This window comes from Pirellulales bacterium (genome assembly GCA_035939775.1).
Taxonomy (GTDB): Bacteria; Planctomycetota; Planctomycetia; order Pirellulales; family DATAWG01; genus DASZFO01.
The window spans coordinates 1-26,585 of sequence record DASZFO010000101.1 but is presented as its reverse complement, the minus strand read 5'-3'; the positions used below and the strand labels follow the sequence as shown (position 1 = coordinate 26,585).

At 62.9% G+C, this 26,585-nt stretch carries 25 protein-coding genes; 13 read left to right on the top strand and 12 right to left on the bottom strand.

Going from position 1 to position 26,585, the window contains the following annotated elements:
- Positions 1-13 precede the first annotated feature (13 nt).
- The 3 genes from VGY55_06295 to hemA are packed head-to-tail and all read left to right on the top strand — an operon-like array spanning position 14 to position 2,840.
- On the top strand, positions 14-562 hold the full coding sequence (locus VGY55_06295; protein HEV2969582.1) for a YqgE/AlgH family protein: 549 nt from the start codon (positions 14-16) through the stop codon (positions 560-562).
- The gene (ccsA, locus tag VGY55_06290; GenBank protein ID HEV2969581.1) at positions 562-1,569 is read left to right on the top strand and encodes a cytochrome c biogenesis protein CcsA; all 1,008 of its coding nucleotides are present in this window, start codon (positions 562-564) and stop codon (positions 1,567-1,569) included. The genes VGY55_06295 and ccsA overlap by 1 nt, the downstream gene beginning before the upstream one ends.
- Positions 1,566-2,840 carry a glutamyl-tRNA reductase gene (gene hemA, locus VGY55_06285; GenBank protein ID HEV2969580.1) on the top strand — a complete coding sequence of 425 codons (1,275 nt, stop codon included), beginning with the start codon at positions 1,566-1,568 and terminating at the stop codon, positions 2,838-2,840. The genes ccsA and hemA overlap by 4 nt, the downstream gene beginning before the upstream one ends.
- A 117-nt stretch (positions 2,841-2,957) precedes the next feature.
- Here the strand turns inward: hemA and VGY55_06280 are convergent, their stop codons facing one another.
- The 3 genes from VGY55_06280 to VGY55_06270 form a co-directional block, all read right to left on the bottom strand.
- A complete protein-coding gene (locus VGY55_06280) occupies positions 2,958-3,326 on the bottom strand; it encodes a hypothetical protein (GenBank protein HEV2969579.1) in 369 nt (122 codons plus the stop codon).
- Positions 3,327-3,347: 21 nt separating this feature from the next.
- Complete coding sequence (gene scpB, locus VGY55_06275) at positions 3,348-4,004, bottom strand: SMC-Scp complex subunit ScpB (protein ID HEV2969578.1); 657 nt, start codon at positions 4,002-4,004, stop codon at positions 3,348-3,350.
- A gap of 502 nt (positions 4,005-4,506) precedes the next feature.
- Entirely contained in the window at positions 4,507-5,235 is a 729-nt protein-coding gene (locus VGY55_06270) for a hypothetical protein (GenBank protein ID HEV2969577.1), read from the bottom strand.
- Positions 5,236-5,416: 181 nt separating this feature from the next.
- Here VGY55_06270 and VGY55_06265 point away from each other — a divergent pair, with 181 nt between their 5' ends.
- Positions 5,417-5,779 (top strand): 4a-hydroxytetrahydrobiopterin dehydratase, encoded by a 363-nt coding sequence (locus VGY55_06265; GenBank protein HEV2969576.1) that lies wholly within the window; start codon positions 5,417-5,419, stop codon positions 5,777-5,779.
- A 113-nt stretch (positions 5,780-5,892) separates the two neighbouring features.
- Here VGY55_06265 and ribD read toward each other — a convergent pair whose 3' ends face one another.
- From ribD to VGY55_06250, 3 genes are all read right to left on the bottom strand, one after another.
- Entirely contained in the window at positions 5,893-7,005 is a 1,113-nt protein-coding gene (gene ribD / locus VGY55_06260) for a bifunctional diaminohydroxyphosphoribosylaminopyrimidine deaminase/5-amino-6-(5-phosphoribosylamino)uracil reductase RibD (GenBank protein HEV2969575.1), read from the bottom strand.
- Between the two features lie 123 nt (positions 7,006-7,128).
- Positions 7,129-9,276, bottom strand: coding sequence for a hypothetical protein (locus VGY55_06255; GenBank protein HEV2969574.1), 2,148 nt, complete (start codon positions 9,274-9,276; stop codon positions 7,129-7,131).
- Between the two features lie 109 nt (positions 9,277-9,385).
- Positions 9,386-10,447, bottom strand: a complete 1,062-nt coding sequence (locus VGY55_06250; GenBank protein HEV2969573.1) for a transaldolase family protein — start codon at positions 10,445-10,447, stop codon at positions 9,386-9,388.
- 434 nt (positions 10,448-10,881) lie between these two features.
- Here VGY55_06250 and VGY55_06245 point away from each other — a divergent pair, with 434 nt between their 5' ends.
- Positions 10,882-12,192 (top strand): hypothetical protein, encoded by a 1,311-nt coding sequence (locus VGY55_06245; GenBank protein HEV2969572.1) that lies wholly within the window; start codon positions 10,882-10,884, stop codon positions 12,190-12,192.
- 107 nt (positions 12,193-12,299) lie between these two features.
- Here the strand turns inward: VGY55_06245 and VGY55_06240 are convergent, their stop codons facing one another.
- Positions 12,300-13,661 (bottom strand): ABC transporter permease, encoded by a 1,362-nt coding sequence (locus VGY55_06240; protein HEV2969571.1) that lies wholly within the window; start codon positions 13,659-13,661, stop codon positions 12,300-12,302.
- 92 nt (positions 13,662-13,753) lie between these two features.
- Positions 13,754-14,689, bottom strand: a complete 936-nt coding sequence (locus VGY55_06235; GenBank protein HEV2969570.1) for an ATP-binding cassette domain-containing protein — start codon at positions 14,687-14,689, stop codon at positions 13,754-13,756.
- A 149-nt stretch (positions 14,690-14,838) separates the two neighbouring features.
- Here VGY55_06235 and VGY55_06230 point away from each other — a divergent pair, with 149 nt between their 5' ends.
- Positions 14,839-16,098 (top strand): DegT/DnrJ/EryC1/StrS family aminotransferase, encoded by a 1,260-nt coding sequence (locus VGY55_06230; GenBank protein HEV2969569.1) that lies wholly within the window; start codon positions 14,839-14,841, stop codon positions 16,096-16,098.
- Positions 16,099-16,183: 85 nt separating this feature from the next.
- Here the strand turns inward: VGY55_06230 and VGY55_06225 are convergent, their stop codons facing one another.
- Positions 16,184-16,417, bottom strand: a complete 234-nt coding sequence (locus tag VGY55_06225; GenBank protein HEV2969568.1) for a hypothetical protein — start codon at positions 16,415-16,417, stop codon at positions 16,184-16,186.
- Between the two features lie 324 nt (positions 16,418-16,741).
- Here VGY55_06225 and VGY55_06220 point away from each other — a divergent pair, with 324 nt between their 5' ends.
- The 7 genes from VGY55_06220 (at position 16,742) to VGY55_06190 (ending at position 24,007) form a co-directional block, all read left to right on the top strand.
- Positions 16,742-17,353, top strand: a complete 612-nt coding sequence (locus VGY55_06220; GenBank protein ID HEV2969567.1) for an acyltransferase — start codon at positions 16,742-16,744, stop codon at positions 17,351-17,353.
- A 94-nt stretch (positions 17,354-17,447) separates the two neighbouring features.
- A complete protein-coding gene (locus tag VGY55_06215) occupies positions 17,448-18,170 on the top strand; it encodes a glycosyltransferase family 2 protein (protein HEV2969566.1) in 723 nt (240 codons plus the stop codon).
- 42 nt (positions 18,171-18,212) lie between these two features.
- Positions 18,213-19,265, top strand: a complete 1,053-nt coding sequence (locus VGY55_06210) for a Gfo/Idh/MocA family oxidoreductase (GenBank protein HEV2969565.1) — start codon at positions 18,213-18,215, stop codon at positions 19,263-19,265.
- A gap of 109 nt (positions 19,266-19,374) precedes the next feature.
- Entirely contained in the window at positions 19,375-20,490 is a 1,116-nt protein-coding gene (locus VGY55_06205) for a DegT/DnrJ/EryC1/StrS family aminotransferase (protein HEV2969564.1), read from the top strand.
- A 10-nt stretch (positions 20,491-20,500) separates the two neighbouring features.
- Entirely contained in the window at positions 20,501-21,319 is an 819-nt protein-coding gene (locus VGY55_06200) for a hypothetical protein (protein HEV2969563.1), read from the top strand.
- Complete coding sequence (locus VGY55_06195) at positions 21,316-22,800, top strand: hypothetical protein (GenBank protein HEV2969562.1); 1,485 nt, start codon at positions 21,316-21,318, stop codon at positions 22,798-22,800. The genes VGY55_06200 and VGY55_06195 overlap by 4 nt, the downstream gene beginning before the upstream one ends.
- Before the next feature lie 28 nt (positions 22,801-22,828).
- Positions 22,829-24,007: an LptF/LptG family permease gene (locus VGY55_06190; protein ID HEV2969561.1), complete on the top strand. Its 1,179-nt coding sequence runs from the start codon at positions 22,829-22,831 to the stop codon at positions 24,005-24,007.
- Positions 24,008-24,162: 155 nt separating this feature from the next.
- Here the strand turns inward: VGY55_06190 and VGY55_06185 are convergent, their stop codons facing one another.
- The 3 genes from VGY55_06185 to VGY55_06175 form a co-directional block, all read right to left on the bottom strand.
- A complete protein-coding gene (locus VGY55_06185; GenBank protein HEV2969560.1) occupies positions 24,163-25,353 on the bottom strand; it encodes a glycosyltransferase in 1,191 nt (396 codons plus the stop codon).
- Positions 25,354-25,529: 176 nt separating this feature from the next.
- Positions 25,530-26,069, bottom strand: coding sequence for an HYExAFE family protein (locus VGY55_06180; GenBank protein HEV2969559.1), 540 nt, complete (start codon positions 26,067-26,069; stop codon positions 25,530-25,532).
- 39 nt (positions 26,070-26,108) lie between these two features.
- The coding region (locus VGY55_06175; GenBank protein HEV2969558.1) for a His/Gly/Thr/Pro-type tRNA ligase C-terminal domain-containing protein at positions 26,109-26,585 on the bottom strand (477 nt) is incomplete at its 5' end.

The following is a 26,585-nucleotide window of genomic DNA, read 5'->3' as shown; positions in this document are numbered from 1 at the left end:
TGCAAATCATTCCATGTCGCTTGAAGGTCACTTTCTCGTCGCCTCGCGGGAGCTGCTCGACCCGAACTTCGCCCGCTCGGTCGTGCTGCTCGTGCAGCATTCCGAAGAGGGCGCGATGGGGCTGGTGATCAACCGACCGACGAAGACCACTTTGTCCGAGGCTTGGCGGCAGGTGAGCGAAGCCGCTTGCCCGATGGACGGCCTGATCTATCTCGGCGGCCCCTGCCGCGGCCCGCTGATGGCCCTGCACGGCGATGCGGAGCTGGGGGAGATCGAAGTCGTCGCCGGGCTGCAATTCTGCGCCGATCCCGACAAGATCGAGGCGGTGATCGGCAAGGCCGAGGAGCCGTCGCGGTTCTTCATCGGCTTCGCCGGCTGGGGACCTGGTCAGCTCGAAGCGGAAATGGCCCAAGACTCTTGGCTCACCGTCCCTGCCACTCCCGAGCACGCCTTCGACGCCCCGCACGACATCTGGCTCAAGATCATGCGCCAAATCTCGACCTCGCAAATGATCTCGGCGCTCAATATCAAACACGTCCCCGCCGACCCGTCGCTGAACTGATGTCTGGTATTACCACCCTCTGTTTTGCCGGGAGTTATGCGGTGGCGCTGGGGTTGGAGCTGGCGCGGCTGGGGTGGCGGGGGCGGGCGCGCGGGGTGTTGGCGATCGGGTTCGCCGTCGCCGGGATCGTGGCTGAGACGCTTTATTTGGGGTATCGGGCGGCGATGGCCGAGAGCGTTCCGCTGTCGAGCGCTTACGAGTGGTTTTTGCTCGCCGCTTGGGGGCTGGTCGCGGTTTATTTGTATCTGTCGCTGTTTCATCCGGCGGCGGCGAGCGGAGTTTTCATTCTGCCGCTGGCCCTTGCGCTCGTCGCGGCGGCTCAATACGCGTCGAAGAAGCCGTTTCCGCAATCGCCAGCAACGCAGGTTTGGGGGGCGATTCACGGGGCGTTCTTAGTGCTGGGGGCCGTGGCCGTGATCTTCGGGTTCGTGGCGGGGGTGATGTATCTGTTGCAATCCAGCCGGCTCAAGCGGCTCTCGCAAAGTCACCGGCAAGGGGGACAGTCCCCTTTTTTTCCGACGACCATCGCGGCGATGGTGCCCGCAAAAAAGGGGACAGTTCCCGGGCTGCGGCTGCCGAGCCTTGAATGGCTGGAGCGGGCCAACGGCCGAGCGATTTTGATCTCGGTGCTGATGACCGGGGCGGGCCTGGTCTCGGGGATCGTGATCAACCTGATCAACCATTGGCACCAGCGCGACGAATTGCCTTGGACCGACCCGATCGTGTGGGAGTCGGCCGGGCTGTTCGGCTGGCTGTTGGCGGCGGCGCTCTTCAATGCGCTCTATCGTCCGGCCCGCCGCGGCAGGAAGGTGGCCTATCTCACGGTGGCCAGCTTCGTTTTTCTGGCGATATTTCTCGCGGCGCAGTTGTTCAATCGCTCGGAACACGATGGCAAGTACGAAGTACGAAGTACGAAGTATGAAACCGGAGACGAGGGGAAGTACGAAGTACGAAGTACGAAGTACGAAAGTGGAAACTACGCAGCTTCGGGGAGGGCGCTCTCATGAAGTTGCAAATGGTCGGGTGCAGTCATCACAATTCGTCGCTGGCGCTGCGGGAGCAACTCGCATTTAGTTCGGCGCAGGCGGCCGAGGCGCTCGAGCGCTGGCGGCGGCGCTATCCGGCGACCGAGGCCGTGCTGCTCTCGACCTGCAATCGGGTCGAGCTGTACACGGCCTGGGACACGGAGGCGACCGGGCCGAATCATCAGCAAGTGGCCGAATTCCTGGCCGAGTGTCACGGGCTGGATCTGTACTCGATCTTCGACGATCTGTTCGAGCAATCGGGAGAGGCGGCGGTGCGGCATCTGTTCACGGTGGCGGCCAGCCTCGACAGCATGGTGCTCGGCGAGCCGCAAATCCTGGCCCAGGTGAAGCAAGCCTACCAAGTCGCGCAAGCGCAGCAGAGCGCCGGGCCGCTGACGCACGAAATGTTTCAGGCCGCGCTGCGGGTGGCCAAGCGCGTGGCCGGAGAGACATCGCTCTATCGCAAGCGGGTGAGCATCGCCAGCGTGGCGGTCGGCGATTTCGCCCGCGACATCTTCGACCGCTTCGACGACAAGCAGGTGCTCGTGATCGGCGCGGGGCAAATGGGGGAAGAGGCGCTGCGCTATCTGCGCGACGAAGGCGTGGGCCGGCTCACGATCATCAATCGCCACGCCGAGCGCGCCGCGGCGATGGCCGAGCAATTCTCCGGCCGGGTGGCGGACTGGGACGAACTCGACGACTGGCTCGTCGCCGCGGATTTAATCGTCAGCACGACCGGCGCGCCGGAGCCGGTGGTGTCGCTCGAACGGTTTCGGCGGATCGAGCCGCGCCGTTATCAGCGGCCGCTGTTGATTCTCGATCTGGCGGTGCCGCGCGATTTCGAGCCGGCGATCGGCGATTGCCTCGGAGTGTATCTCTATTCGATCGACGACTTGGAGGCCGTTTGCCAACGAAACCGCCGCGAGCGCGACAGCGAATTGCCGGCCGCGGTGGCGATCATCGAGGAAGAAACGCGGCGGTTCATGGAGGATTTGCACCATCGGGCGACGGGGCCCGTGGTGCAGCGGCTGCGGCAATCGTGGCAGGAACTGCGCGATCAAGAATTGGAGCGGCTATTCAACAAGCTGCCGAACCTAGAGGAGCCGCAGCGCGAAGAAATCCGCCGCTCATTCGAGCGCTACGTGAACAAGATGCTGCATCCGCCGCTGGAGCGGATCCGCGACGAATCGCGCCACGGCCACCCGCATGGATTGCTGGAAGCGCTCAAGAGGCTCTTTCATCTGAAGGACTGAACGCCAACGTCTAATGACTAATGACGAAGCTCGATTTGTCAATTGTCAGTTGTGCTTCGTCAGTTGCTAAGCACAACTGACGACGGACCACTTTCGACATTCGACATTCGTCATTCCCTACTCGTCGTCCTCCCAGTCCTCTTCCTCCTCGTCGTCATCGTCATCGTCCCAGTCGTCGTCCTCGTCGTCCCAGTCGTCTTCCTCTTCAGCCTCCTCTTCCTCGTCCTCTTCCTCGTCGTCATCGACTTCTTCCCACTCCTCGTCGATGAAATCGTCGTCCTCGTCGTCATCGACATCGTCCTCGTCGTCTTCGAGATCGTCTTCCTCCTCTTCCTCGTCGTCTTCCAGGTCGGCATCTTCGTCTTCACTCTTGGCGGCGACGAGGAAGGAAGCCAGGCTCGCGCGGCCCGCCACTTCATCGAGCACCCAGAAGCGCTCGCCGGCCATCTCATCGGTCGAAGTCTCGAAGCGATTTGCGATCGTCACTGAAAGTCCCTCCTGCATTGCTTATCTGGAAATCGGATCGGTGGTCAGGGCAATTGATTCGGCTTGGGCTGCATTCGGCGATCCGTCGATGGCAGGCGAAGCGGCCGCAGTCGCGGTCATCGCGGGGTTGGCATCGCCGCAGCGCCGCAAATCCGCGGCCAACGGCAGTTCATCTAAATGTCGCAGTCCAAAGATTTGGAGAAATCGTTTTGTCGTTCCATACAACAGCGGCCGTCCCAAGTCGTCCGACCGGCTCGTGATCCGGACCAGATCGCGGTCCATCAACTGCCGCAAAATGTCGCCGCATTGCACGCCGCGAATCTCCTCGATCTGGGCCCGCAAGACCGGCTGACGATACGCGACCACCGCCAAAGTTTCCATCGCCGGTGGCGAGAGCCGCGTTTCAACCGGCGTCTGCAACAATCGCCGCAACCAAGGACCGAACGCCGGACGGGTCAGCAATTGAAACCCGCCGGCCAGTTCCTCGACGCGAAACGCGCTTCCCCCTTGATCGTAAAGTTGATTCAACCGGCGAACCAATGTACGCGCTTCGGTGCCGTCCGCCAAGCTGGCGAGCTGAGCAATTTTTCGGCTGGCCAACGGCTCGCGGGCGAGGAACAAAGTAGCCTCGACGCGGGCGAGCCGCTTGTCGCGCGCCAACGGTCCGGCGATCGCCAAAGGCCCGGATGTTTCTTGCGGACGGAATTGCCAGATGCGAGCAAAGCCGATGCCGCGTCGCGATCTGGCAGCAAGGCCCGATTTTCGAACCGGGCAGAGGCTGCGCTGTTTTCGTCCAGCGGTGCGAAAGCCAACTTGCATGGAAGTGATCAAAGGGTTGATTGGAAAAGGCTCGCCCGGCCTGGAAAGTGAATCGTTATACCCCGAGCACCGCCGAAACGCCACTTGGATTCTGCCGAACCAGAATGATCGCAAGTCGTTCCGTGCCCAAAAGTAAAGCCAAAGCCGGCCCAGTTGGCAAGCCCCCTTGTTCCGACTTACGGATGGCGGTCAGCAGATCTGTCTGAGGTCGGAAGTCGGAGATCGGAGGTCGGAAGCCAGACGCGACGCTCGGCCGCCATGCGCGCGCACCTCGGTTCGCAAGCGAACCGGCCAACGCGAGACATCCGGCCTCCGATCCCCGACTTCTGATCTCCGACCTCTAACCTCCGATCTCCTCCGGTCAGGGCTGGCGGCCGGAGTGCCATTCTTCGACCTGATCCAGCACGTCGCGCATCGCGCGGAGCGGATCGGCGGCGGTGGCCTGAAAGATACGGTTACGGTTGTTGTCGGCGTTGCCCGCGAGTGCCATTTTGCAGAAGAATCGGTAGCGATCGCCGCTGGAACCCCATGTCTCCAGAAGATAATAGGTGGCCCCGAGTTCACGCAATCGCTGCTCCATTCGGCGAAACTGAGTCGTGCAGTCGGACTGATTCTCGCCGGGCGCGCCGGCGGTTTGCAGATTGCCAGGCACTGCTGGCGGAGCTTCGTTTCGACGAGCGATATCGCCGGCGGCCTCGCCCGGATGTCCGGTCAATGGAGCGTCGAAGCTGGCTTGTTTGAAACCGGCGCTCTGGTCTGGCGCGCCTGGCTGTCGAAATTCAGATAGCGGCCGAGCCGCCTGACCGGAATCAGTCCAAGGGGCGGGAGCGGCCGCCGATGGCCCTCGACCGCTCAGCGGCGGAGTCGGGCTATTGTTGGCGCGGATCGGCGCGCCGGCAAATGGCGGTGCGTCGTCGGCCGCCGCTTGCGGATTGGCGACCGCCTTGGCTTGCGTGCGGGACTTGTAGGCTTCCATTACAGCCTGGGCGAAGTCGGGCACATATTTGCCATACATCGCCACCAGCGGCACCACCGCCAGGCAAGCCAGCATCACGAGCGCGCGAAACACGAGGCCGACAGAGGATTCCATCGCCCAATCCGACTCCCCTTCGATTTGAAACTGCTGTGGGGCCGGATCATAGCGACGGCGCGCCAGCAAAACAATGCCAGTCGGATTGCGCGGAAATAGGCCAAAGAGGCAAGATCGCATCGGGCGGCGATTGAATATAATGGGTGCAGTTATCCGCAGGCCACTTCAAGGAGCATCTGTCATGGAAACTCAAACATTGGATCGATTGGTCGCTAAGAAGTGCGTATCGTGCGAGGGAGGGGTTGCGAAATACTCGCGATCCGAGGCGAGGGAGCAGCTCGATCAACTCTCCGGTTGGCGGATCACGGACGATGGGAATCAAATCCGCAAGGACTGGGTCGTCAAGAATTTCATGGCCGGCATCGACTTCGTTAACGAAGTCGCCCGCCTCGCGGAAGAGGAGCAACACCATCCCGACCTGCACTTGGAAGGATATCGCAACCTGTCGATCGAACTTTCGACTCACGCGATCGGCGGGCTCTCGGAGAACGATTTCATCCTGGCGGCCAAGATCGATCAACTCCCGATCAAGCTGAAGAGCTAGGCGTGTAGCTGTAGGGTGCGTCAAGGCTCGGCGCAGACGCACCGCGGCGGCGGAAACTTAACGCTGCCGATAGTTCCGGTGCGTCAGCGCGGACTTGACGCACCCTACGTTCGCTATTGCGCGCTCGACGCTGCCGCCAAACGTCCCGCGAGGTAAAGATCGGCGCCCACGTGCTGGACGTCCATTTCTTCGAGATGCAAGGCCTCGGCAATGCGCTCGATGCCGCTGCCGCCGATCGGTCCTAACGCCGACTCGCCGCCGCAGAGTTTCGGGGCGATGAACACGTGCACCTCGTCGATTGCACGGACATCGAACAAGCTGCCGAGCAAGCGGCCGCCGCCTTCGACAAGCACGTTGGTCATTTGCCTCCGCCCGAGTTCGTCGAGCAATTGGCCAAGCCGCGTCTCGGGGCTCTGGCCGTCGCAAACGAGAACTTCGCAGCCGGCGCCGGTCAATCGTGAACGATCGGCGTCTGCCGCGTCGGGGCCGGCGACAATCACCAGCGGCGTCTCTCGCGCGGTGCGAACCAGTTGGCTATCCAAACTGAGCGCCGCGCGTCCGTCGAGCACGATCCGCGCGGCCGTCCGTGGTCCCGGCGGCCGGGCCGTCAGCAGCGGATCGTCGGCCACCGCGGTCCCGCGCCCCACGAGAATCGCATCAACCCGGCCGCGCAGCCGATGGACGATCTCGCGGGCTTGCGGGCCGGAAATCCAGCGGCTATCGCCGGAATGGGTGGCAATCTTGCCATCGAGCGTCATGGCCCATTTGGCGATGATCCAGGGCCGGCCGGTGGCAACACGCTTTAGATATGGAGCGTTCAGTCGCCGGGCCTCGGCTTCCATCAGCCCAACGTCGATTTGAATTCCAGCAGCCTTCAATTCGGCGAAACCCCGACCAGCCACCGCGGGAAACGGATCGGGCATCGCGGCGACCACGCGCTCAACTCCCGCCGCGATGAGCGCCTGCGTGCAAGGCGGCGTCTTGCCGAAATGGCAGCATGGCTCGAGCGTCACGTAGGCCGTCGCGCCGCGAGCGAGCGGTCCCGCGGCGGCAAGCGCCTCGACCTCGGCGTGAGGCGCGCCGAACTGACGATGCCAGCCCTCGCCGACGATTCCCTCCTCGCGCGCGACGACGCAGCCGACCATCGGGTTCGGCTCGACGAACCCTTCGCCGCGGCGGGCCAACTCCATCGCGCGAGCCATGCAAAATGCGTCGGCTTCAGTCACGGCAGAATTACCGAAGTACGAAGTGCAAAATACGAAGTGCGAAAGGAAGAAGGGCGCTGGGCCGGAGAATAAAGAAGCGGCAGGATCGTCCGCTTTCGTACTTTGTCCTTCGTACTTCGCACTTCAATTCGGCGTCCAGAGGACGGGTTTGCGCTCGGCGGTGGCGGGCTGGCTGTCGGGCGTTAGGATTCGGCCCATCGCGGCGGCGCCCGGCACGACGATCGGCGAAGCTTCGGCGACGGCGGGCAAGAGCAGCCGTCCGCTCGGATCGACCAATCCGTTCGAAACGAGAATCTGCCCCAAGGTCTCGGCGACTCCTTCCTCTCCAATGTGCTCTTTGCGGAGATGCTCGAACAGCCGCGCGGCCCCCTGTAGGTCGAGGAACCGAATGCGAAGCGACAGTTCCTCAAGGTCCCACCGGGCCGAAGATTGCCGCGCCTTTTGAGTGATCGCGCGCGCTTGATCGACGTGGACCAGTGCGTCGTCCAGGGTCTCGGAAAGATTCGCCAGCAAGCCGTGCGGCTCGGCGAAATCAATCTGCTCGGCAAGCCCCGGCCGGCGCACCAATTCGGCGGCCATTTTACCGATGGCCCGGGCAATCCCCAGCACCCTCGCGCGGCGATAGAATTCGATCAGCAATTTGTCCGACAGACGCTCTGCTTGCATACGGTGCAGCCGGGCCGCGGGCAACCGAGCGTCGCCGACCAGCGAGACCGGATCGATCGGACCGGGAACCGGCAAGCCGAGTTGGCGGCGCAGGTCGTTGTAAAGCTCGACATCGCGGTCCCGGACGAGCGGCAATTCGAGGTTCAAGATCAAGGCCGACGCGCGAATCCGTCCCGCCGGAAGGGTCGCGGCCTGCTCGAGCGTTTGGCCCCCGAGTCGGTTGAGACGGAGCTTCGGCAATCGGTTCAGAATACTGTCGCGGCGCCCGGCCGCCGCCAGGGCCGCGCGCTGCTCGGGAGTCGCGTCGCGCGGCAATCGCCAATCCATCCGCAAGGCGTGGGCAATCGCCGGGATTCGATCAACCACCTTTTCGGGATCACTCGTCCGCTCGCCGAGTGCGTCGCCGGCGATTCGCTTGAGGAGGGAATCCACCTGCGGCAACGTATCGCGCTCGGTCTGAACGACCAACCGCTCGGGCCGGTCGGTCTGGCGGCCAAAGAGCAACACCGTGGCGCTGACTCCCGATGCCTGATCGTGAGTCAATCCAGCCGCCGTCGCGGCAATCGGCCGGTCGAGCAACAGAAACAACGCTCGCGGCGGCGGGCTTGGGGCCTCATCCACTTCGTCGCTCTCCCAGGCGCGCGGATCGAACGGAGTCCGTTCCATCTGGCGATCTGCGGAAAACCGCTCTTCGACATCCGCTTGGTTGGCGACGGCATAAGCCACCTCCACGATTTCCACGGCGTCGGTGGTGGAATTCTCGTCGATCAGTTGCGCGAGCGCCTCGGCCTCGATCGCGTCGTCGGGCTGCGCCTCGAGGGTCGACAGCTTGCGCAGGGCCTCGACCATTCCCGGATAGTCGCCAAGCCAGCCGCGCAGCAGCGACAAATTGCGCCACAGGGCGGGGGATTGGCCGGCCAGCGGAACGAGCGCGGCGAACTTCTCGGCCGCGATGCTCCAGCGGCCTTGAACGGCGCTTTTATACGCCACATCGAATTCGAACTTCCACGGCGCGCCCTCCGGCGGCGGCTCCAAGTCGGGCTCCTCCCTCAACAGCAGCGGCAGGCGTTGATCGCTTTGAAGCTGGTATAAAGCGAGCGCGGGCTGTTGGTCTTCTCCGCGCGAAATCCTGAATTGCCACAACAGCAGCGCACGCGCGGAAATCACGTACCCCATCGCTTCCAAGTTGATGGCGACCGCCGTGATCGCTTGATAGATGTTGGTGCCGATTTCTTCGCCACTCACCTCGGTTGCCCGCAGCAGCGACACAATCGCCTCGCGCGGCTCGCCCTGGCGCGATTTCAGGACCGCCGAGCGGGCCAACGCGACCGGATTGTCCGGATACTTTGCCAGGAAGGCGGCGATCGTGGCGGTCGCCTCCTCCGGTTTGTCGAGTGAGATTTCCAGGAGCGAGCGAACCGCCATCAGGCAAGCGCGCTGCGGGCATTTCGCTTCCAGCTTGGTAATGTGGTCGAGGCAGGCAATCCGCTGATCGCCTTCCAGCATCCGCTCGATTTTGTCCAAGTCGGCAACCAAATCGGAGCAGCAGAATTTCACTTTCTTGCCGGTGCCGCCGGGACAAATGGAATAGGGATCGATGGTCATGGGAGAAAGATCGAAGAAAGATGGTTGGGCCGGCCAAGTCGAGCGGCGCCCATCGTGTCAAGGACGCCCGCCGGATTATCGTATCATCTTGGCCGCCATTAAACAGACGTCACCGGCCAGCGGGCGCGAGCGCGGCCCGCTTTTCGCCGATAAGGCTCAGCAGCGCCTTTTGCGGATCGGCGAACTTCTTGACCCCTTCCTCCATCAGCGTCCGTTCGAGATGATCGATATCGACCAGCCGATCCATTTCGGAGAGCACCGCGGCATCGGGCATCTCATCGATTCGGCGGGTGAACGTGCGGCCGCTCTTTTGCACCGCATCGTTCGTCGCGGGCGGATTGGTTTCGATGTCGCTTCCCGCGAAGGCCTCGACATATTTCCAGGGCGGATCCTCGGGCTTCTTCGTGCCCGTGCTGGCGAAAATCATCTCCTGTTGCAGCGGCGTGCGATGCTCGGTCCAAAACTGCCGGTTCTCGGCCCAGATTCGCTTGGCGTTGACGATCCCAACCATGCCTTGGGCCGCCGGCGAGAGTCCCGGTACGTGCTTTTCCGTGTAGACGTCGACTCGCGAGACAAAGATGCTGTATACGCTCTTGAACCGCTCGAGCGTTGACCGCCGCTGCGCACCGCGCCAAATGCTATCGCGCGCGATCCGGTATTGCCGCAGCGAAAAGATCAACGTGACGTTCAAGGTCACGCCCGACGCGCACAACTCCTCGAGCGCTTCGAGCCCGGCGGGGGTCGCGGGAACTTTGATCATCCGGTTGCGATGCCCTGCCGACCATTTCTTGCCCAATTCGATATATCGCGCGACGCGCTCCTTGTGCGGCGGGCCGGCTTGCGGGTCTTCCAGCAGTGGATCCAGTTCGAAACTGACGTAACCGTCGTTGCCGCGAGTCTCCTCCCAGGACGGTAGAAAGACTTGTTGAGCGTCGCGGACCAAGCTGTCGGTCAATTGCCAGGCGATCTGCTGATCGTCGAGTCCCTGCTGGATCAGCTCATCGAGCCGGCCGTCGAACCGGCCCGTCTTGATCAGGTCGGAGATAATGATCGGGTTCGACGTGGCGCCGCTGGCACCGAGAGCCCGATTGGAACGGACCAAATCCGGGTCGATCGAATCGAGCCACAACTTGGTGCCAGCAGCGACGAGCGATTCCAGAGGGGTGGTCATGGCTGGAAATCCTTTTTGAGGTGAGATGAATCCCTGAATATCCTATCCGCGGAATCCAGGCTTGGACAGCGGCCGCCAAATTCAGGTGGTTGCCTAATCTGATATAGGTCCGGGTTGCGGCTCTACTGAACTCGCCGAAGTCCGAGCCGGACCGGTCGCATCCTGCAGGCGGAACTTACTGAGAATTAAGCTGCCACCCAATTCCGAGCACGAGTGAGCGCCCGTGAATGTCGCAACAGCCTTATTTTCAATAACTTGCGAAATGCGTTGCTTGGATAAGTTAGCCTGACCCTGTCGATTTTCCGGGTTTTGCCGTTTATTCCTATGGCGTAAGGCTTGCGCTATCCGATGACCATTAGGGATTTTTGACTCCGCCCGGCCCAGAGTGGGCGCGGCGCCGCACACCGCACGGCTGGCATTGAAGGAGACGAAGGGTGGTCCGAACTGCGATCTGGCGAATTGCGATCGGCCTGATGGCAACCGCTTGGCTGGGCGGTGCGTCGATGGCGGCCGAGCCCTCCCCGACCGGAATGTCCGCCGTTTCGCCAGCGGGAGCGCCCGAGGAATCGGGCGTCGAATCGACATCCGCTGTCGGTCCGGAAGAACCGCCGGCCACCGACGCGATTCCGCCCGAGCAACCGGGAGCGGAAGCCGTTCCGCCCGGACAGATGGAGGGGCAGCCAGAGCAAACGCCCGACGGGACAACGCCGGCCGATGCTGAGCAAGTCTTCGAACAAGGGCAGCCCTGCACGCCGGTGATTTCATCGAACTGCTGGTTCGCCCCTGACCGTTGGTATGTAAACTCCGATTTTGTCGTGCTCAACCACGACCGACCCCTGCGCGATACTCGCTTCGCTGTTGACGTGGCCCTGGGAAATTTCTTCACCGAGCAGAATCTCTCGCTGGGCATCACTGAAGGGGCGCGATATACGATCGGCCTCTGGCGCTGTCACGACACCTTCGGCTGGGATCATGCAATCGAAGCCTCCTTTACCGGGATGGAGGATTGGCACCGGAGCTTCGCTTTGATTGGCGTGGTTCCGGGCGCTATTTCGACCTCTGGGAATCTGTTGGGACTCGCCGGTTTTAGCGGTGCCGACGGCGCATTTTTCTATTATAAATCGCAGTTCAACAGTGGTGGCCTCGATCTCCGCTGGACGAAGCGGCCCGGCAAAGACGCCCTCGTCTACGATCCCGACGGGTTTTGGAAACGCCAGGCCGAAGACGGGGCCGTCTTCACTTTCCTGCTGGGCATCCACGACGCCGAATACGACGAGCGATTTAGTTTCTCGACGCGAAAAAACAACGTCAGCCCAACAGTCTTCGGCGGCGACTACGCCAACCATACGACGAACAATCTGCTCGGGCTCCACATTGGAAGTGAATTGGATTACAAGCACGACTTGTGGTATGTCGGGATCCGCGGTGGTTCAACCGTCTGCGCCAATTTCGCGGAGGTTGACGCAAGCTTGAGATTCGTCGATAGTCCGGCGACTCCCGCGGGCTCGCACACAGAAAATGGTTTCCACACTGGCCCCGCCGCCGTGAGCGAACTGGGCTTTGTCGCCGGCTGGCAAATCCGGCCGAATTTGCGGCTGCGAACCTCTTACGATTTCATGTGGCTGACCAGCGTCGCGCGGGCGCCGGATCAGGTGCACTTCGGCGCATTCCAGCCGAATGCGATCAACGTTGCCGGCGGCCAAATGTTCACCGGTATGTCGTTGGGCTTGGAATTCAACTGGTAGCGGCCGCCGCCCTGACCTGTATTGTTTATCACCTACACTAGCCCGATGCGCTAGCGAGGGTGCGGGATGCCGCACCCTCGCTAGCGCATCGGGCTAGTGTTTCGTCGCTAACTCACCTCTTCCAACCGCAGCAGCGACCAGCCAAGCAAGATCAGGCCGACGCCGAAACCCGACAGAGCGGCGCAAGACTGGGCGACGATCGCCAGATTCGGGCCAGTCGGATTGGCCAACAGTTGCCGATAGGCGTCGAGCGCCCAAGCGTGCGGCGTGATCAGGCTGACCTGCCGCATGGTCTCCGGCATCAACTCGCGATCTCCCATCAGGCAGCCGCTCAAGCCGGCGAGCGCTAGCACCAGCAGCGTCCCGTAGACGGCCACTTGCGACTCTGTCTTGGCGAGCGCGGCCACGACCAACGCCAATCCCATCGCGGAGAGTGACGTGGTCAGCACGACCGGCACGAGCCACAGCGGCTGCGGTCCCCAGCTCATCGCAAACACCAGCTTGCCGGCCGCCAACAAAAAGAAACCTTGCACGATCGAGAGCAAATAGGCGGGAACAAACTTGCCGACGAGAATCTGCCACCGCGAGAGGGGTGCCGCCCGCAGACGTTTCATCGTCCCCTGCCGCCGTTCGCTGACAAACAGCCGGCCCACCACGAGGACCAAGAAATAGGCGAACATCACCAGGTACGAGGGCACGAGAATCTGATACCGCGCCGCGCCGCGGTTGAGCAATCCCGTGCTCGCCGGGGGCTGGTATGTGCTGATCTCGCCCGCGTGGTCGGCATGAGAGGCTTCGCGAGGTTTCGAGCGAGTTAGATCGGCCCAGGTGGTGGCAGTCAGGTCGTAGTTGGGAAAAAGCTGTTTCAAGCCAGCTTGCACCAGCGGTCCCAGCTCCTTTCCGACTTTGTCGAACGCCCGGCCGATCATCCACGGCATGACGACTCGCAGCGTGGTCACTTGCGCGACTTGCTCGATGATCGAAGCGGCCGTGATTTGCGTCGGATCGGTCAGCAGCTTGGCATCGACGGCTTCCAAATTGACGCCGTCGCGATAAAACGGGTTGACGCCGTCGGCCAGAAATGAGCATAGCGTGATCTGCTCGCTGAATTTGGGACCGAACACGAGCACCGCCGCTCGCCGGCCACGGTCGATGAGGTCCTTGGCCTCGCGCTCGCTCGCAATCAACTCGACGCGAATGCCGGCCGTTTGGGCCAGGTCGTTCTCGACCACTTTCGACCAGCGCCGAGCCGTCTCGACTTTGCTGGCGGGGTCTTTCTCGACGTAACCGGCATCGAGATCGACGATCGAAATCCGCAGCCGATCATCGGCCTTCTGACCGAATCCCTCCCCCAGCGACAGCCCCAACACGAGCACCAACAACAGTGGCATCAAGAGCAGCACGACCAGCGAACGCCGGTCGCGCCAACTCAGCCGCAAGTCTTTTTTGATGAGAATCCAGGTGGGCATGGGGGAAGGGAATGGGGGCTGGGAATGCGAGTCTTCGTGGCGGAGTAATCCGCTGGCGTAAGCCGCCGGAATTAGTGGCTCGAATTCAAACGCTAATCTCGCAGTGTCTTGCCGGTCAGGTGCAGGAATACGCGTTCCAGGTTTGGTTCGATGGTCTCGATATGCGTCAATTCGATTTGCAATTCCTTGAGTAGAGCGATCAGACGGAGCAGGGTGCCCGTTACATCGCGGCATTCCAGCGCCATTCGATGATCTGCTTCTTCGATAAAGTGAGCGTCGGTTAACGCAGCCAGACGCTCGCGAAGAGCCAACGCGACTTCGGAGACCTGAAAGCGAATCTGCCCCTGGAGTCTTTGCAGGAGCAATGGCAAGGTGTCGCAGGCGATCAGTCGGCCGTGATCGATGATGCCGATTCGACGGCAGAGGGCCTCGACCTCTTCCATGTAGTGGCTCGTATAGATGATCGTCACCCCGCGGGCATTGAGCCGCTTGATCTCCTCGAAGATGTGGTTTCGCGATTGCGGATCGACGCCGATGGTCGGCTCGTCGAGCAACACGAGCTGCGGATCGTGAACGAGCGCCGCTCCGAGGTTCAACCGCCGTTGCATCCCGCCGGAGAACGTATCGACCCGGTCATCGGCCCGATCGGCAAGCCCCATCGCTTCGAGCACGGCGTCAGTCTTTCGGCAGAGCACGTCGTCGGCCAGCCCGTAAAGGCCGCCGAAAAACAGAAGATTCTCGCGCGCCGTAAGATCGCCATAGAGGGCCAGCTCCTGCGGCACGATGCCCAGCCGCCGCCGCACCTCCCGATCGCGCGGGCTTGCCGCGCGGCCAAAAAGCCGCGCTTCGCCCGAATTCGGCGCCAAGAGACAAGCCAGGATCGAGAGTAGAGTCGTCTTCCCCGCGCCGTTTGGGCCCAACAGCCCGAAGATTTCTCCCTCCTCGACGCGAAAGCTGACGCCTTCCAGCGCCATCGTCTCGCCGAAGCGCTTTCCCAGCTCAACAACCCCCACGAGCGGTTCAGTCATGCGGCCATTCTAGCCGCCGTCGCGAGAATGACGAGTGGGATCGGGCTTGACGTGCCGCGGGGATGCTTTTAAGGTTCGCAGCCTAATCACGTCCGCCGCCGGCTGCTGTCATCGCGGCATTGCGTCTCCCAATCAGGAAGGAGTTATCCATGGATGGATTACCTCCCAAAGAGTCCCCCGTCCTGCACCACGATCCGGTCCTCCCGGCCGTGCCGCTGTTGGACATGCAACGGCAGTACGAGCCGCTGCGCGACGCGATCCGCGCGGCGATCGACCGCGTCTGCGAGTCGGGCCGATTTATCCTTGGGCCGGATTGCGAGCAATTGGAAAAGGGCGTTGCGGCGTTCACCGGCGCTAAGCACGCCGTCGCCTGCGCCTCGGGAAGCGATGCGCTGCTGCTCGCGCTCATGGCGGTTGGCGTGCAGCCGGGGGATGAGGTGATTGTGCCCAGCTTTACTTTTTTCGCCACGGCCAGCGCCGTCTCGCGGCTCGGCGGGGTGCCGGTGTTCGTCGATATCGAGCCGCGCACCTTCAACATGAATCCCGAACTGATCGCCGAGCGGACCACCGCAGCGACCAAGGCCATCGTGCCCGTGCATCTGTTCGGTCAATGCGCCGATATGGACGCCATCCGAACCGTCGCCGCGGCACACCAACTGCCTCTGATCGAAGACGCGGCCCAATCGATTGGGGCCGGCGTGGGCGACAAATCGGCCGGGGCGCTGGGAGACATCGGCTGCTTCAGCTTCTATCCGACCAAAAACCTGGGTGGTTTCGGCGATGGAGGCCTGCTGACGACCGAAGACGACGACTTGGCGGCCCAACTAAAGCTCTTGCGGGCGCACGGTATGGAACCGCGCTACCACCACAAAGTGGTCGGCATCAACAGCCGGCTCGATTCGATCCAAGCGGCGATTCTCAACGTCAAGTTGCCGCACCTGAATCGCTGGGCGCAACTGCGCCGCGCGAATGCGGAGTTCTACACGGAATTGATGACCGAATGCGGTCTGGATCGGATTCTCACGCTCCCCGCGGTCGCTCCGAACCGGCGACATGTCTGGAATCAATACGTGGTCCGCGTGCCGAACGGCCGTCGTGATGCCCTGCGCACCCATCTATCCGCGGCGAAAGTCGGCACGGAGGTCTATTACCCCTTGGGACTGCACGAGCAGGAATGCTTCAAGCCGCTCGGCTACCGGCCGGGGAGCTTGCCCGAGACGGAGCAGGCGGCGCGCGAGGTGCTGGCGCTGCCGATCTTTCCCGAGCTGCGAGTCGTGGAGCAGCGGGCAGTCGTCACGCGGATCGCCGAGTTTTTCGGCGCCGCGCGGCCGAGTTCGCCGACCAGCGTCAAACGGCCGAAATTCCTCGATCGGCCAACCGGATCGCGCGCCAAGCGGGAAGTCGGCTAGGTCGCGCTTGGGCCCCGCGACACGCAACCGTGGCCGACGCTGCTAGCGTCGGCGCGGATGCTGGCAGCGTCCGCCATGATCGCGCTCAGTCGTCGTCTGTTCGTTTGATCTCGCTCGAGCGGTTGGAGGAGCGGCAAACGATCAGCAGTCCCAGCGCACATGCCAATAGCACCAGAATATAAGGGACCACATAGCTCTTTTCATAGGACTGCGCTGCGCCTGGCGCCTGGGCAAAGACTGCCTGCGCTCCGAGTGTCCAGGCGATCACCGCGAAGGCGGCGATTCGTACCCAGCCGAACCAGCGGTGAAACGCTTCCATGATGGTCTGCCGGCCAATGAGGCGAAGGATTGCTTACGAGTGAGAACTCGGAATTCCGGCGAATTCCGCTACAAAGTGCGCGGTGTCACCGATTGCTTGCATTCAAGAATTCTACTTGTGAACGCGGGGATCCACAAGCCGCGGCGATGCGTCGCGCATCTTCCGGAACCCCTTCCGCCGCAATGGAATCTGACCTTGCGGCAATCGCGCTGAAGGGGTAGATATTCCGCTCCCCGCCGCTGGTGCGCGTCATGGATTCGATGCGCAAGGGCATGGCCGGGAACTCCCCCAATTCACGAGCATTTTCGAGCAAGGGCGCCAAGGATGGGCAGCTTTACTCACCGATTGGCTCTCTGCGAATCGGCGCAAATCGGAGAGGGGACGCGCATCTGGGCTTTCGCTCACGTCATGGCCGGGGCCGTCGTCGGGCGCGATTGCAACATCGGCGACGGCGCCTTCATCGAGTCGGGTGCCACGCTCGGCGACCGCGTGACTGTCAAGAATCAAGCGATGATCTGGGACGGAGTCACGATCGCCGACGACGTCTTCATCGGGCCGGGCGTGATTTTCACCAACGATCGAACGCCGCGCAGTCCGCGGATGCCGGTAGTGGCCGCTCGCTATGTCGATCCGTCCGGTTGGCGCGTTGCGACGACGGTCGGCCGCGGGGCGAGCCTGGGGGCCGGGGCGATCGTCGTGTGCGGAGTGACGATTGGCGATTTCGCGATGGTCGGGGCTGGCACGGTCGTGACCCGCGACGTTCCGCCGCATCGGATGGTGGTCGGCAATCCGGCCCGCGTTGTCGGTTGGGCCTGCGCCTGCGGAGGTCGGCTCGATCCGACGCGGTGTTGCCCGCAGTGCGGGCTCCAGTACGAAGTGCGAAGTGCGAAGTACGAAGAAACGCTCGTGGAGTGCGCGGCGCGGATGTCGGCCTGAGCGACCTCGTGGCGGACGCTGCCAGCGTCTGTATCCGACGCTAGCAGCGTCGGCCACGTCTAGGTCGAAGTTTCAGAAATCGTTAGGGACCCAAATGTACCAAGGCCGGCGAATCATCGCGATCGTGCCTGCTTACAACGAGCAGCAGAAGATCGGACAAGTGGTCGCGCGCACGCCGCGCGACATCGTCGACCGCCTGTTGGTCGTCGACGACGGCTCGATCGATCGGACGGCCGAGGTGGCCCGGTCCGGCGGGGCTGAGGTGTTGTCGCTCGGGCGGGTGCTGGGGGTGGGGAGCGCGCTGCGGAGCGGTCTGCAATATGCGCGGCGCGAAGGGTTCGAGATCGCCGTCATCATGGCCGGCAACAATAAAGACAACCCGGCCGAGATTCCGCGACTACTCGATCCAATCTGCGCCGAGCAGCAGGACTTGGTGATCGGCTCGCGGTTCCTTGGCGGCGGCGGATATGGGGGAGACATGCCGGCCTATCGCAAAGTGGCCACGCGACTGCATCCCTGGCTGATGAGCCTGGCAACTCGCAAGCGGCTTACCGAAACGACGAACGGATTTCGCGCCGTCCGGCTCTCCTGCCTCGACGACCCGAGAATCCGACTCGATCAGAAGTGGCTCGATGGGTACGGCCTGGAAGTTTACTTGCTCTACAAAATGCTCGTTTGCGGCTACCGGCACGCCGAAGTGCCCTGCACCAAGATCTACCCCCCCAAGAAGCTCGGCATTACGAAGATGAAACCGGTTGTCGGCTGGTGGGACATCTTGCGGCCGGTTGTGCTCCTGGGACTCGGGCTACGGCGTTAGAAACGTACTCTGTAATTCGCACTTGTTAGCGGAGCCAGTCGCGTGACAACGGTCAACTTCATCGGCTTGGGGCATTGGGGACCGAATCTGGTCCGGGCGTTCATCAACAGCCAGCGTGCTGGGGTCGGCACGGTCTGCGATCTTTCCGACGCGCGGCTGGCTACCGTGCGGCGCAATATCTCCGCCTCGATTCGTTGTAGCAGCGATCCGCAGGCTACGGCCACCGATCCGGCCGCCGAGGCGGTCGTGATCGCCACGCCGACTGAGACGCACTATTCCTTGACGAAGGCGGCCCTGCTGGCCGGCAAGCACGTCCTCGTGGAAAAGCCGCTGGCCGCGCGTTTGGACGAGGCGGAAGAATTGGTCGCTCTGGCTGACGAGCGGCGGCAGGTGCTCTGCGTCGGCCACGTGTTCTTGTTCAACAACGGCATCCGCGCGGTGAAGGGGCTGATCGACCGCGGGGACTTGGGGAGCATTCGCTACATCTTTTCCTCGCGGACCAACTTGGGACCGTTTCGCTCGGACGTCAATGCCTTGTGGGACTTGGGGTCGCACGACGTGAGCATCTTCAACTATTGGCTCGGCTCCGAGCCGCTGCAAGTGACCGCCTGCGGCACGTCGTATCTCAATCCCAACGTTGAAGACGTCGTCGTGGCCAACTTCGCTTATCCCAAGCAGGTGCAGGCCTGCGTCCACGCGAGCTGGCTCAACCCGCAAAAGGTGCGCGAAATCACGGTCGTCGGCGAGCGGCAGATGGTCGTCTGGAACGACATGGACCTGAACGAGCCAGTGCGGATCTATCACAAATCGGTCGACGTCGAGCGCGGCCCGGCTTATGCCGATAGCTTTGGGGCATTCCGCCTGCTGGTCCGCAGCGGCGACGTGGTGATCCCGAGGATCGACGCCGCCCAGCCGCTCGACGCCGAATGCCAGCATTTCCTGGATTGCATCGAAGGCACGGCCCAGCCGCTCAACAGCGGCCAGGTTGGCCTGCGCGTCGTGAGCGCGCTCGAGGCGGCGCAGCGGTCGATGCGCAACCGTTCGATCTTGACCCCCGTTGCTCCGTCGAAGCGCGACCTCGCGCGAGCCGCATAATAAGTACGAAGTGCTAAGTACGAAGTACGAAAGTAAGCCACTCCGCGGCAAGCCGCGGGCCTAACGACCTCTGACCTCCGATCTCCGACCTCCGATCCCCTCAGATGCCATGATTCCACTTGTCGACCTCAAGGCTCAGTACGCGTCGATTCGCGAAGAGATCAATGCCGCGTTGCAGGACGTATTGGATGAGACGTGCTTCATCCTTGGGCCGCCGGTCGCGCAATTCGAGGCGGCGTTCGCCGACTTCTGCGGGGTGCAACATTGCGTTGGAGTGGCCAGCGGCACCGATGCGCTGCACCTGATTTTTCGGGCGCTGGAGATCGGCTCGGGGGACGAAGTGATCGTGCCCGCGTTCACGTTCGTGGCCAGCGCCTTGGGAGTGAGCCTGGCCGGGGCCAAGCCGGTGCTCTGCGACGTGCGGCGCGAGGATGGCCTGATCGATCCGGATCAAATCGAAGCGGCCATCACGACGCGGACGCGCGCCATTCTGCCGGTGCACCTGTATGGGCGCTGCGCCGACATGGACAAGATCCGCGAGATCGCGGCGGCCCACGACCTGGTGATCGTCGAAGACGCCTGCCAAGCGCACGGCGCCGTCTACAAGGGCCGCCCGGCCGGCTCGCTCGGCCATGCCGCCGCGTTCAGTTTTTATCCGGGCAAGAACCTCGGGGCCTATGGCGACGGCGGCGCGATCACAACGGCCGACGCCGCCCTATCCGATCGGCTCCGGCTGATGCGCAATTGGGGTTCGCGCAAGAAATATCATCACGAAGAAGTTGCGCTCAACAGCCGGCTCGACACGATTCAGGCGGCGGTGCTCCAGGTGAAGCTCAAGCACCTCGCCCGTTGGAATTCCCAGCGGCGAACCCATGCGGCGGCCTACGATCGGCGGTTGCGCGGCCATCGCGATATCGTGGTCCCCGGCGCGGTCGAAGCGGGAAGCGAGCACGTCTATCACTTATACGCGGTCCGCGTCCCGGACCGAGCGGCCAAGCTGCAATGGCTCGAGCAGCATCAGGTGCAGGCCGGAATCCACTATCCATTCCCCGTTCATCGGCTCCGCGCGTATCGAAACTTGGCGCCGCAAGGCCGCTCGCTCCGGGAATCTGAGGCCTGGGCCGACGAGTGCCTGAGCCTTCCCATGTTTCCCGAGCTGACCGAGCAACAGATCGACTTCGTGGTCGATCACCTGCCCGCCGGCCGGATATCGCTGGCCGCGTGAGAGAAATCCGATGGAGCGAGCCATGCTTTCGCCGCGGGCCCGATGGTGGATCAATCGTCTCGGCTTTGCGCTGATGTTGCTTTGCGGTCTGCTGACCGCGGCTGCCACGCTAGCGCCCAGCCAATGGGAAATCGGGCCGATGGCGCTCAGCTTGCGGAGCGTCCGGAATCCGGTCTTCGGGCTGATCGTCGGCTACATCATGTGGCGGATGACCTTCGACGGGTACGGCCAATGGCTGAAGCGGCGGTTGCGCCGGCTGGAGGGATATGGCAACGGGATCGGCCAACAGGCGCCGGGCGTCTGGCGACATTTTCGCGATCTCTGGAGCCGTTGGGGCTGGCGCGAGCGGTTGGTTTTCGCGTTCGTCGCCTTGCAGGCTCTGTTCGTCCTGAGGTTTTGGCAAAGCTACCCGTCGTACCTCGCGCAAGAGCGGCAGGCGCAGGAGCATTCGTATCGGACCGCGGCTTACAATGTCAACGGCCAGAGCGTGCCGAATCTCGAATGCTTCGCCCGCCGCGTCAGCGAACAACTGCCGCCCAACGCCCGCATTCTGTACCACGGTCAAACGGCCGCGCTGCGATTTGCCTACGAGGTGTATCCACGGCCCGTCTTCATGTTGCCGCAGGAGTTGACGGCGCTCGCCGGAAGTTGGCACGTTCAGCCCCAGTTACGCGACATTCCCGAGGACCGGAAACTGGATTTTTGGCGGCAGCGGCTGCCCACCGCATCGATCGACGAGCAGGACTTTATCCGAAACCATCGCATCGACTACGTCGTGACATTCGATGAATACGATCTGGCTCGATCCCACCTGGAGCGCGTGCGATGATTCATTGGATCGGGATCGCGCTGTTTCTCATCGCGGTGACTGGCATCGGAGCAGTGGCCGAGCGCTGGCTGCGTTCCGGGCCAGATCGCGATCCAATGGACCTTTCGCTCGGCTGGGCGTATTTGCTGGGAGCGGCCATCGTCGGGATCGCGCTGCACGTGCCGTTGGCCATCGATGGGCGGATCACGCATCTGAGCTTTCTGATCGTAGCCGAGGCCGGCCTGGCCGCCTGGTGTTGGCTCGGCATCGGATGGTGGCGCCGGCGCCGACGGCCGCGGCTGTTCGCCTGGGTGCGGGATTTGCCGCTGGCGGGAAAAATCGCGCTCGGGATTGCGCTAGCTCCGGCGGTGCTCCATTCGGCCCGCAGCGAACTCACCGGCTACGATGCGCGGAGCATTTATGCCTTGAAGGCCCGGATGCTATACGATTCCGGCACGGTCCGCAACGAAGATTTTCAAGACGTGACGCGGGTCAACTTCAATCCGACCTATCCGCTGCTTCTGCCGCTGTTGGAAGCGGAGATGGATTGGGCCGAGCAGACGTATGAGGCGCCGGGGCTAAAGTTTCTGTTCGTCGGCTTTGCTCTGGCGGCGGCCTCGATTTACGCCGGTGCGGCAAAACGGTTCGACTCGCCCGGCTTCGTGGCGGTCTCAGCGCTGTTGTTTTTGCAGACCCCGATCCTCCTCTGCTGCTTCGAGGGGGCCGGGTTTTCGGGATCGGCCGATTTGCCGCTGGCGGCATTTCTGTTCGGCGGGGTGTTGGAATTGACGCGCTGGCTCGCTTGGCCGAGCTGGCGCGGCGCCGCGAGCGCCGGCGTGCTGCTGGGGGCGGCGGCGTTGACCAAGTCGGAAGGGATGCTGTGGATCGCCGTCTGCGGAGGTTCGCTGGCGATCGTGCTTCTTGTACGCAGCCGCTCGTTTTGGCCGCGAGCGGCAACGATCTTGCCCGTGGTGGCGATCGTCGGCGGGGCGATCGCGTTGGGCACCGAGGCGCATCGCGGAATGCCCAACTCACCTTACTACCCGTCGTATGCGGCCGCGCTCGATTGGAAATGGTTGAAACAATTGGCCGATCGGCCCTGGCCCGTGCTGATTTACGCGAGCGAAGAATTCTTTAGGGTTCGCTTTTGGAACCTGATCTGGCCCTGCCTATTCGCTGCGCTCTGTTTGCTCCGGCGAGGGAGGCTGCCGGCCCACGTCTGGCTCTGGCGGCTGACGGCCGGCGGCATGGCCGCCGCGTATCTGGCCGTGCTCGTCGTCACCCCATTGCATCTCCGCTATCAGTTGCTCACCTCGACGACGCGGCTGATGTTGCATCTTTATCCGCTCGCGGTTCTGATCATGTCGGAGCAACTGGCCGCCTCAGGCTGGTCGCGCCAGCTTACCGATATCTTCAGGACCGAACCGGCGCTCGAGCGGCCGGCCCCGATTGTGCCCATGGCGCTCGATCGAACGGAAACCCGACCGGCGCGAGCCGCCTAGTGGTAAATGACGAAAGTATCGCCGGTCGATGCGAGTGCTGACCCGCTACGTGCTGTTCGAGATCGTCAAGGTGTTTCTGATCACTTTGACCGCGATGACGCTGTTCATGATCCTGGTGAGCGTTACGAAAGAGGCGTATTCGCAGGGGTTGGGGCTGAAGCAGATTCTTCTGCTCTTGCCCTTTGTCTTGCCCGAGGCGCTGCGGTTTTCCGTTCCGGGCACGATCTTGTTCGCCACGTGCAGCGTCTACGGGCGGATGGCGTCGACGAACGAAGTGGTGGCGATCAAGGCGATGGGCATTTCGCCGTTGGTGATCCTCATGCCGACGTTCGTGTTCGCATTCGTGCTCAGCCTGGTCTGCGTAGTGCTCAACGACGTGGCCTGCTCTTGGGGGCGCGACGGGGCGCGGCGGGTCGTGATCGAGTCGGTCGAGGAGATCGTCTATTCCAAGCTCGCGCTTCAGCGCCACTACGACAGCAAGCAGTTTGGAATCAACGTCTGGCGCGTCGACGGAAAGAGACTGATCCGGCCCACCTTCACATTCAGCTCCTCCGACGACAGCCCCTCCGTGACGATCACTTGCGAGGAAGCGGAGTTGCGGAGCGACCTGAAGGCCGCCACGCTGACGATCGTTGGTCTCAATGGCACGATCGACGTGGGAGGCGTCGGCGGGTTCATTCCGGGAACGTTCGAGCGCGTCATGCCGCTGGACGAAGCGAGCCGCCGCACCACCAAGGGAGCTTCCGACTTGGCGATGTCGCAGGTGCCCGGCGAGATCAAGGCCTCGCAAGACCGCATCGCGCAAATCCAGCAAAAAATGGCCCTTCTGGCCTCCGAGCAGTTGACCACGGGAGATTTCTCCGGGCTGGCGGGGGGCCAATGGGCGGCCGACGAGAGGCGGCTGGACGAGGAGCGAGTGCGGTTCTACCGCCTGCTGATCGAGCCGTCGCGCCGCTGGGCGAATGGGTTTAGCTGCCTCTGCTTCGTGCTGCTCGGAGCGCCCGCCGGGATCATCCTGCGAAACTCCGATTTCTTGACCAGCTTCTTCGCTTGCTTCATGCCGATCCTGCTGATTTACTATCCGCTCTTGTTCCTCGGCGTCGATCAGGCGAAGCTCGGCATCCTGCCGGCGTGGTCGGTCTGGATCGGCAACGCCATTCTCGCCGTTTGCGGCGCCTGGCTGATGCGCCGCGTGCAGCGGTATTGAATGACGAACCGTGTACGGTCAACTGAGCGAATGCATAGGGTGCGTCAAGGCTCTGAGCAGACGCACCATGACGCGGCATCAATCGCGCGCTATGGCGGGGTCCGTTGCGTCTGCGCGGACTTGACGCACCCTACCGTTCCTTGGCTGATCTGCATTCATCCGCGTTCATCCGTGGCCGAGAAACTCAATCGCGCCGCGGCTGGCAACCGCGTGGTCTTTGCGCCGAGCAAGTCCTCGACCACCGCGCGGAACTCGGCCGCGAAGCGAGCCCGGGTGTGATAGGAGCGGGCGTATTCCCAGGCCGCCCGGCTGCGGCGGCGAAGCTCGTCCCCGGGGCGGCGGCTGAAGTCAATTGCCGCGGCCCGAACGTCGGCGACGGTCGAGCGCGGGAGGATCACGCCGAAGTCGCCGACGTCGACTCCCGATTCCCGGCTGATGATCGGCACCAGTCCCGCGTGCAGGCTGGTGACGACGGAGCCGGCGCAGCCTTCGGAGCACGACGGATATACGATCGCGCCGCTCGAGCGGACGATTTGCGCGAACACGTCGCCGGCCACGTCCACCCAGCCGACCGTGCGGATGTTCGGCGCGTGGTACAGTTCGCGGCGGTAGAAATCGGCGAAGTCACGCTCCTGATCGACCGGTCCGCAGACCGTCAGGTGCAGATCGGGCGTCGCGGCGAACGCTTCGAGCGCGAGATCGAGCCCTTTGTGCACCATCCCGCTCGAGCCGAACCAGACGAACCGCCTTCGGCAGGCCGCAAAATCCTTGGCATCATCCCACGGGAACTCGGCGGTGGTCGAAAGCGGGATTCGGTAGCAGGGCTTGCGGGAGTAGGCGAGCGTGGCGATCGTCAGCTCGTTGCCGAGCACGGTGAGGCAATCGGCCGCTTCGACCCCCGATCCGGCCGGGGCAATTCTCCGCGGTTGCAACGCGACGCCGCGCCGCGCCATGAGCGCTGCGAGCCGCTCGTACTCGGCCCGGTTCTGAAACAACCAATGCTTGCCGGTGGCGTGCAGAATCTTGGTGCAATCGGGCCCGACCATTGGCGCAAGCCGCTCGAGGCTCGCGCCGATGTCAACCAAAAAGCGATAGGGTCTTGCCGGTCGGAAGCGAAGGTTGTTCCAATCGATCACATCGACCGCGTAGCCGAAGTCGAGAAACGTTTGGGCGATCTGCCGGCATTCCCAGACATTCGTGTGCGCATCGGCCTCGACGCGGCCGGAGGCAACGAACGGGCGCGTAATGTACGACAACAATACGTCGCCGGTCGGCTCCCGCCGCGGAATGAGCCGAATCGCCCGCCCGCGCGAACCGCCGGCGAGCCACCGAGCGGTGCTTTGCAACGACCGCACTATTTTGCGCAAAACTCGCTCCATCGAGTCCAATGACGGTTAGCAACCTTCGCATGATTTCGCAGAAGGCTACCAAATCGGATTACCGCGAGCCAGAGGACTGCGCGCCATACTGCCCCGACGCTGTCGTCCCGACTTCCGACCTCCGACCTCTGGCTCCTCGCGGCTTAAGCGGTCAGCTCGGCCGGCGGCTGCCCCAAGAAGAGCGTTTCAATCGGAACGGCCAATTGCCGGAAACGGGCGGTTGGCATCGCCACGGTGTCCCAGGCGAGCGAGATGGGACGGGCGTGAAAGGCGTAGTCCTCCAGCCGCAAGGCGACAAAACCATACAGCGCCCCGCGGCACTCGAACAATTGCTCGGCCGGCAGCGGCGCACGTTCTCCCAGCACATCGTACGCGAACACGAGCAAGCTCTGGAAGCCGTTGCCGAACAGCCGCTGCCAGGCCGCCAGGCTTCGCAGATCGTCGCGGGTGGACCAATTCTTCCAGTATTGCTTCCCTTCACAGGAGGCCGTCGGAAAGCGCCTCCCCTTCACGTCCACCAACCAGGACGCCCCGCCCGGCTTCGAGACGATAAAATCGAGGCTCTTGAGCGATCCGTCTCCCAACAGGCTGCGCTTCGATTCATCCACGGCGACATAGGGAATCCGCCGTGCGCGGAGATACTCCTCGAACGCCGCTTCGTACGGATTCTCGCGATTAGCCATGTTAGAGGTCAGAGGTCAGAGGTCGGAGATCGGAGGTGGTCAGTCTTCACCGCTCTTCAATTGTTTCGATAGCTCACAAATCAGGGCCGCAGCGTCTGGCTTGAGCGCCACCGTTTGCGTTTGGGACGTCGCGAGATTCTTGATTTGAATCTGTCCAGCGGCGAATTCATTCTCACCCGCGATCAAGGCCACGCGGAAGCCCCGGCGATCGGCATATTTCAACTGCTGGCCGAGTTTCTTTGGCTCCGGAAAGAACTCGACGCGAAAACCGGCGCTCCGCAACCGCGCCGCCAATCGCAGATAGTCGGTGAGCCGCCCGGCGTCAAAGAACGGAATGAATACTTCGGCCGACGTGGCCCCCTTCGGAAGCATACCCAGCTCTTCCATTCCGGCCAAGAGCCGATCCAGGCCAAGGCTCGCGCCGATCCCCGGCAGCTTCTGGTTCGTATACAACTCGGCTAGATTGTCGTATCGCCCGCCGGAGCAGACGCTGCCCAGTGAAGGCAGGGCGTCGAG

Excerpts from the sequence above, each read along its gene's own strand:
- VGY55_06200 (HEV2969563.1), top strand. The coding sequence starts at position 20,501 with ATGGAGCGAGCCATGCTTTCGCCGCGGGCCCGATGGTGGATCAATCGT.
- VGY55_06235 (HEV2969570.1), bottom strand. The coding sequence starts at position 14,689 with ATGACTGAACCGCTCGTGGGGGTTGTTGAGCTGGGAAAGCGCTTCGGC.
- VGY55_06255 (HEV2969574.1), bottom strand. The coding sequence starts at position 9,276 with ATGACCATCGATCCCTATTCCATTTGTCCCGGCGGCACCGGCAAGAAA.
- VGY55_06215 (HEV2969566.1), top strand. The coding sequence starts at position 17,448 with ATGTACCAAGGCCGGCGAATCATCGCGATCGTGCCTGCTTACAACGAG.
- VGY55_06295 (HEV2969582.1), top strand. The coding sequence starts at position 14 with ATGTCGCTTGAAGGTCACTTTCTCGTCGCCTCGCGGGAGCTGCTCGAC.
- ccsA (HEV2969581.1), top strand. The coding sequence starts at position 562 with ATGTCTGGTATTACCACCCTCTGTTTTGCCGGGAGTTATGCGGTGGCG.
- VGY55_06265 (HEV2969576.1), top strand. The coding sequence starts at position 5,417 with ATGGAAACTCAAACATTGGATCGATTGGTCGCTAAGAAGTGCGTATCG.
- VGY55_06240 (HEV2969571.1), bottom strand. The coding sequence starts at position 13,661 with ATGCCCACCTGGATTCTCATCAAAAAAGACTTGCGGCTGAGTTGGCGC.
- VGY55_06205 (HEV2969564.1), top strand. The coding sequence starts at position 19,375 with ATGATTCCACTTGTCGACCTCAAGGCTCAGTACGCGTCGATTCGCGAA.
- VGY55_06250 (HEV2969573.1), bottom strand. The coding sequence starts at position 10,447 with ATGACCACCCCTCTGGAATCGCTCGTCGCTGCTGGCACCAAGTTGTGG.
- VGY55_06220 (HEV2969567.1), top strand. The coding sequence starts at position 16,742 with ATGGGCAGCTTTACTCACCGATTGGCTCTCTGCGAATCGGCGCAAATC.
- VGY55_06180 (HEV2969559.1), bottom strand. The coding sequence starts at position 26,069 with ATGGCTAATCGCGAGAATCCGTACGAAGCGGCGTTCGAGGAGTATCTC.
- hemA (HEV2969580.1), top strand. The coding sequence starts at position 1,566 with ATGAAGTTGCAAATGGTCGGGTGCAGTCATCACAATTCGTCGCTGGCG.
- VGY55_06225 (HEV2969568.1), bottom strand. The coding sequence starts at position 16,417 with ATGGAAGCGTTTCACCGCTGGTTCGGCTGGGTACGAATCGCCGCCTTC.
- VGY55_06190 (HEV2969561.1), top strand. The coding sequence starts at position 22,829 with ATGCGAGTGCTGACCCGCTACGTGCTGTTCGAGATCGTCAAGGTGTTT.
- VGY55_06230 (HEV2969569.1), top strand. The coding sequence starts at position 14,839 with ATGGATGGATTACCTCCCAAAGAGTCCCCCGTCCTGCACCACGATCCG.
- VGY55_06270 (HEV2969577.1), bottom strand. The coding sequence starts at position 5,235 with ATGGAATCCTCTGTCGGCCTCGTGTTTCGCGCGCTCGTGATGCTGGCT.
- VGY55_06195 (HEV2969562.1), top strand. The coding sequence starts at position 21,316 with ATGATTCATTGGATCGGGATCGCGCTGTTTCTCATCGCGGTGACTGGC.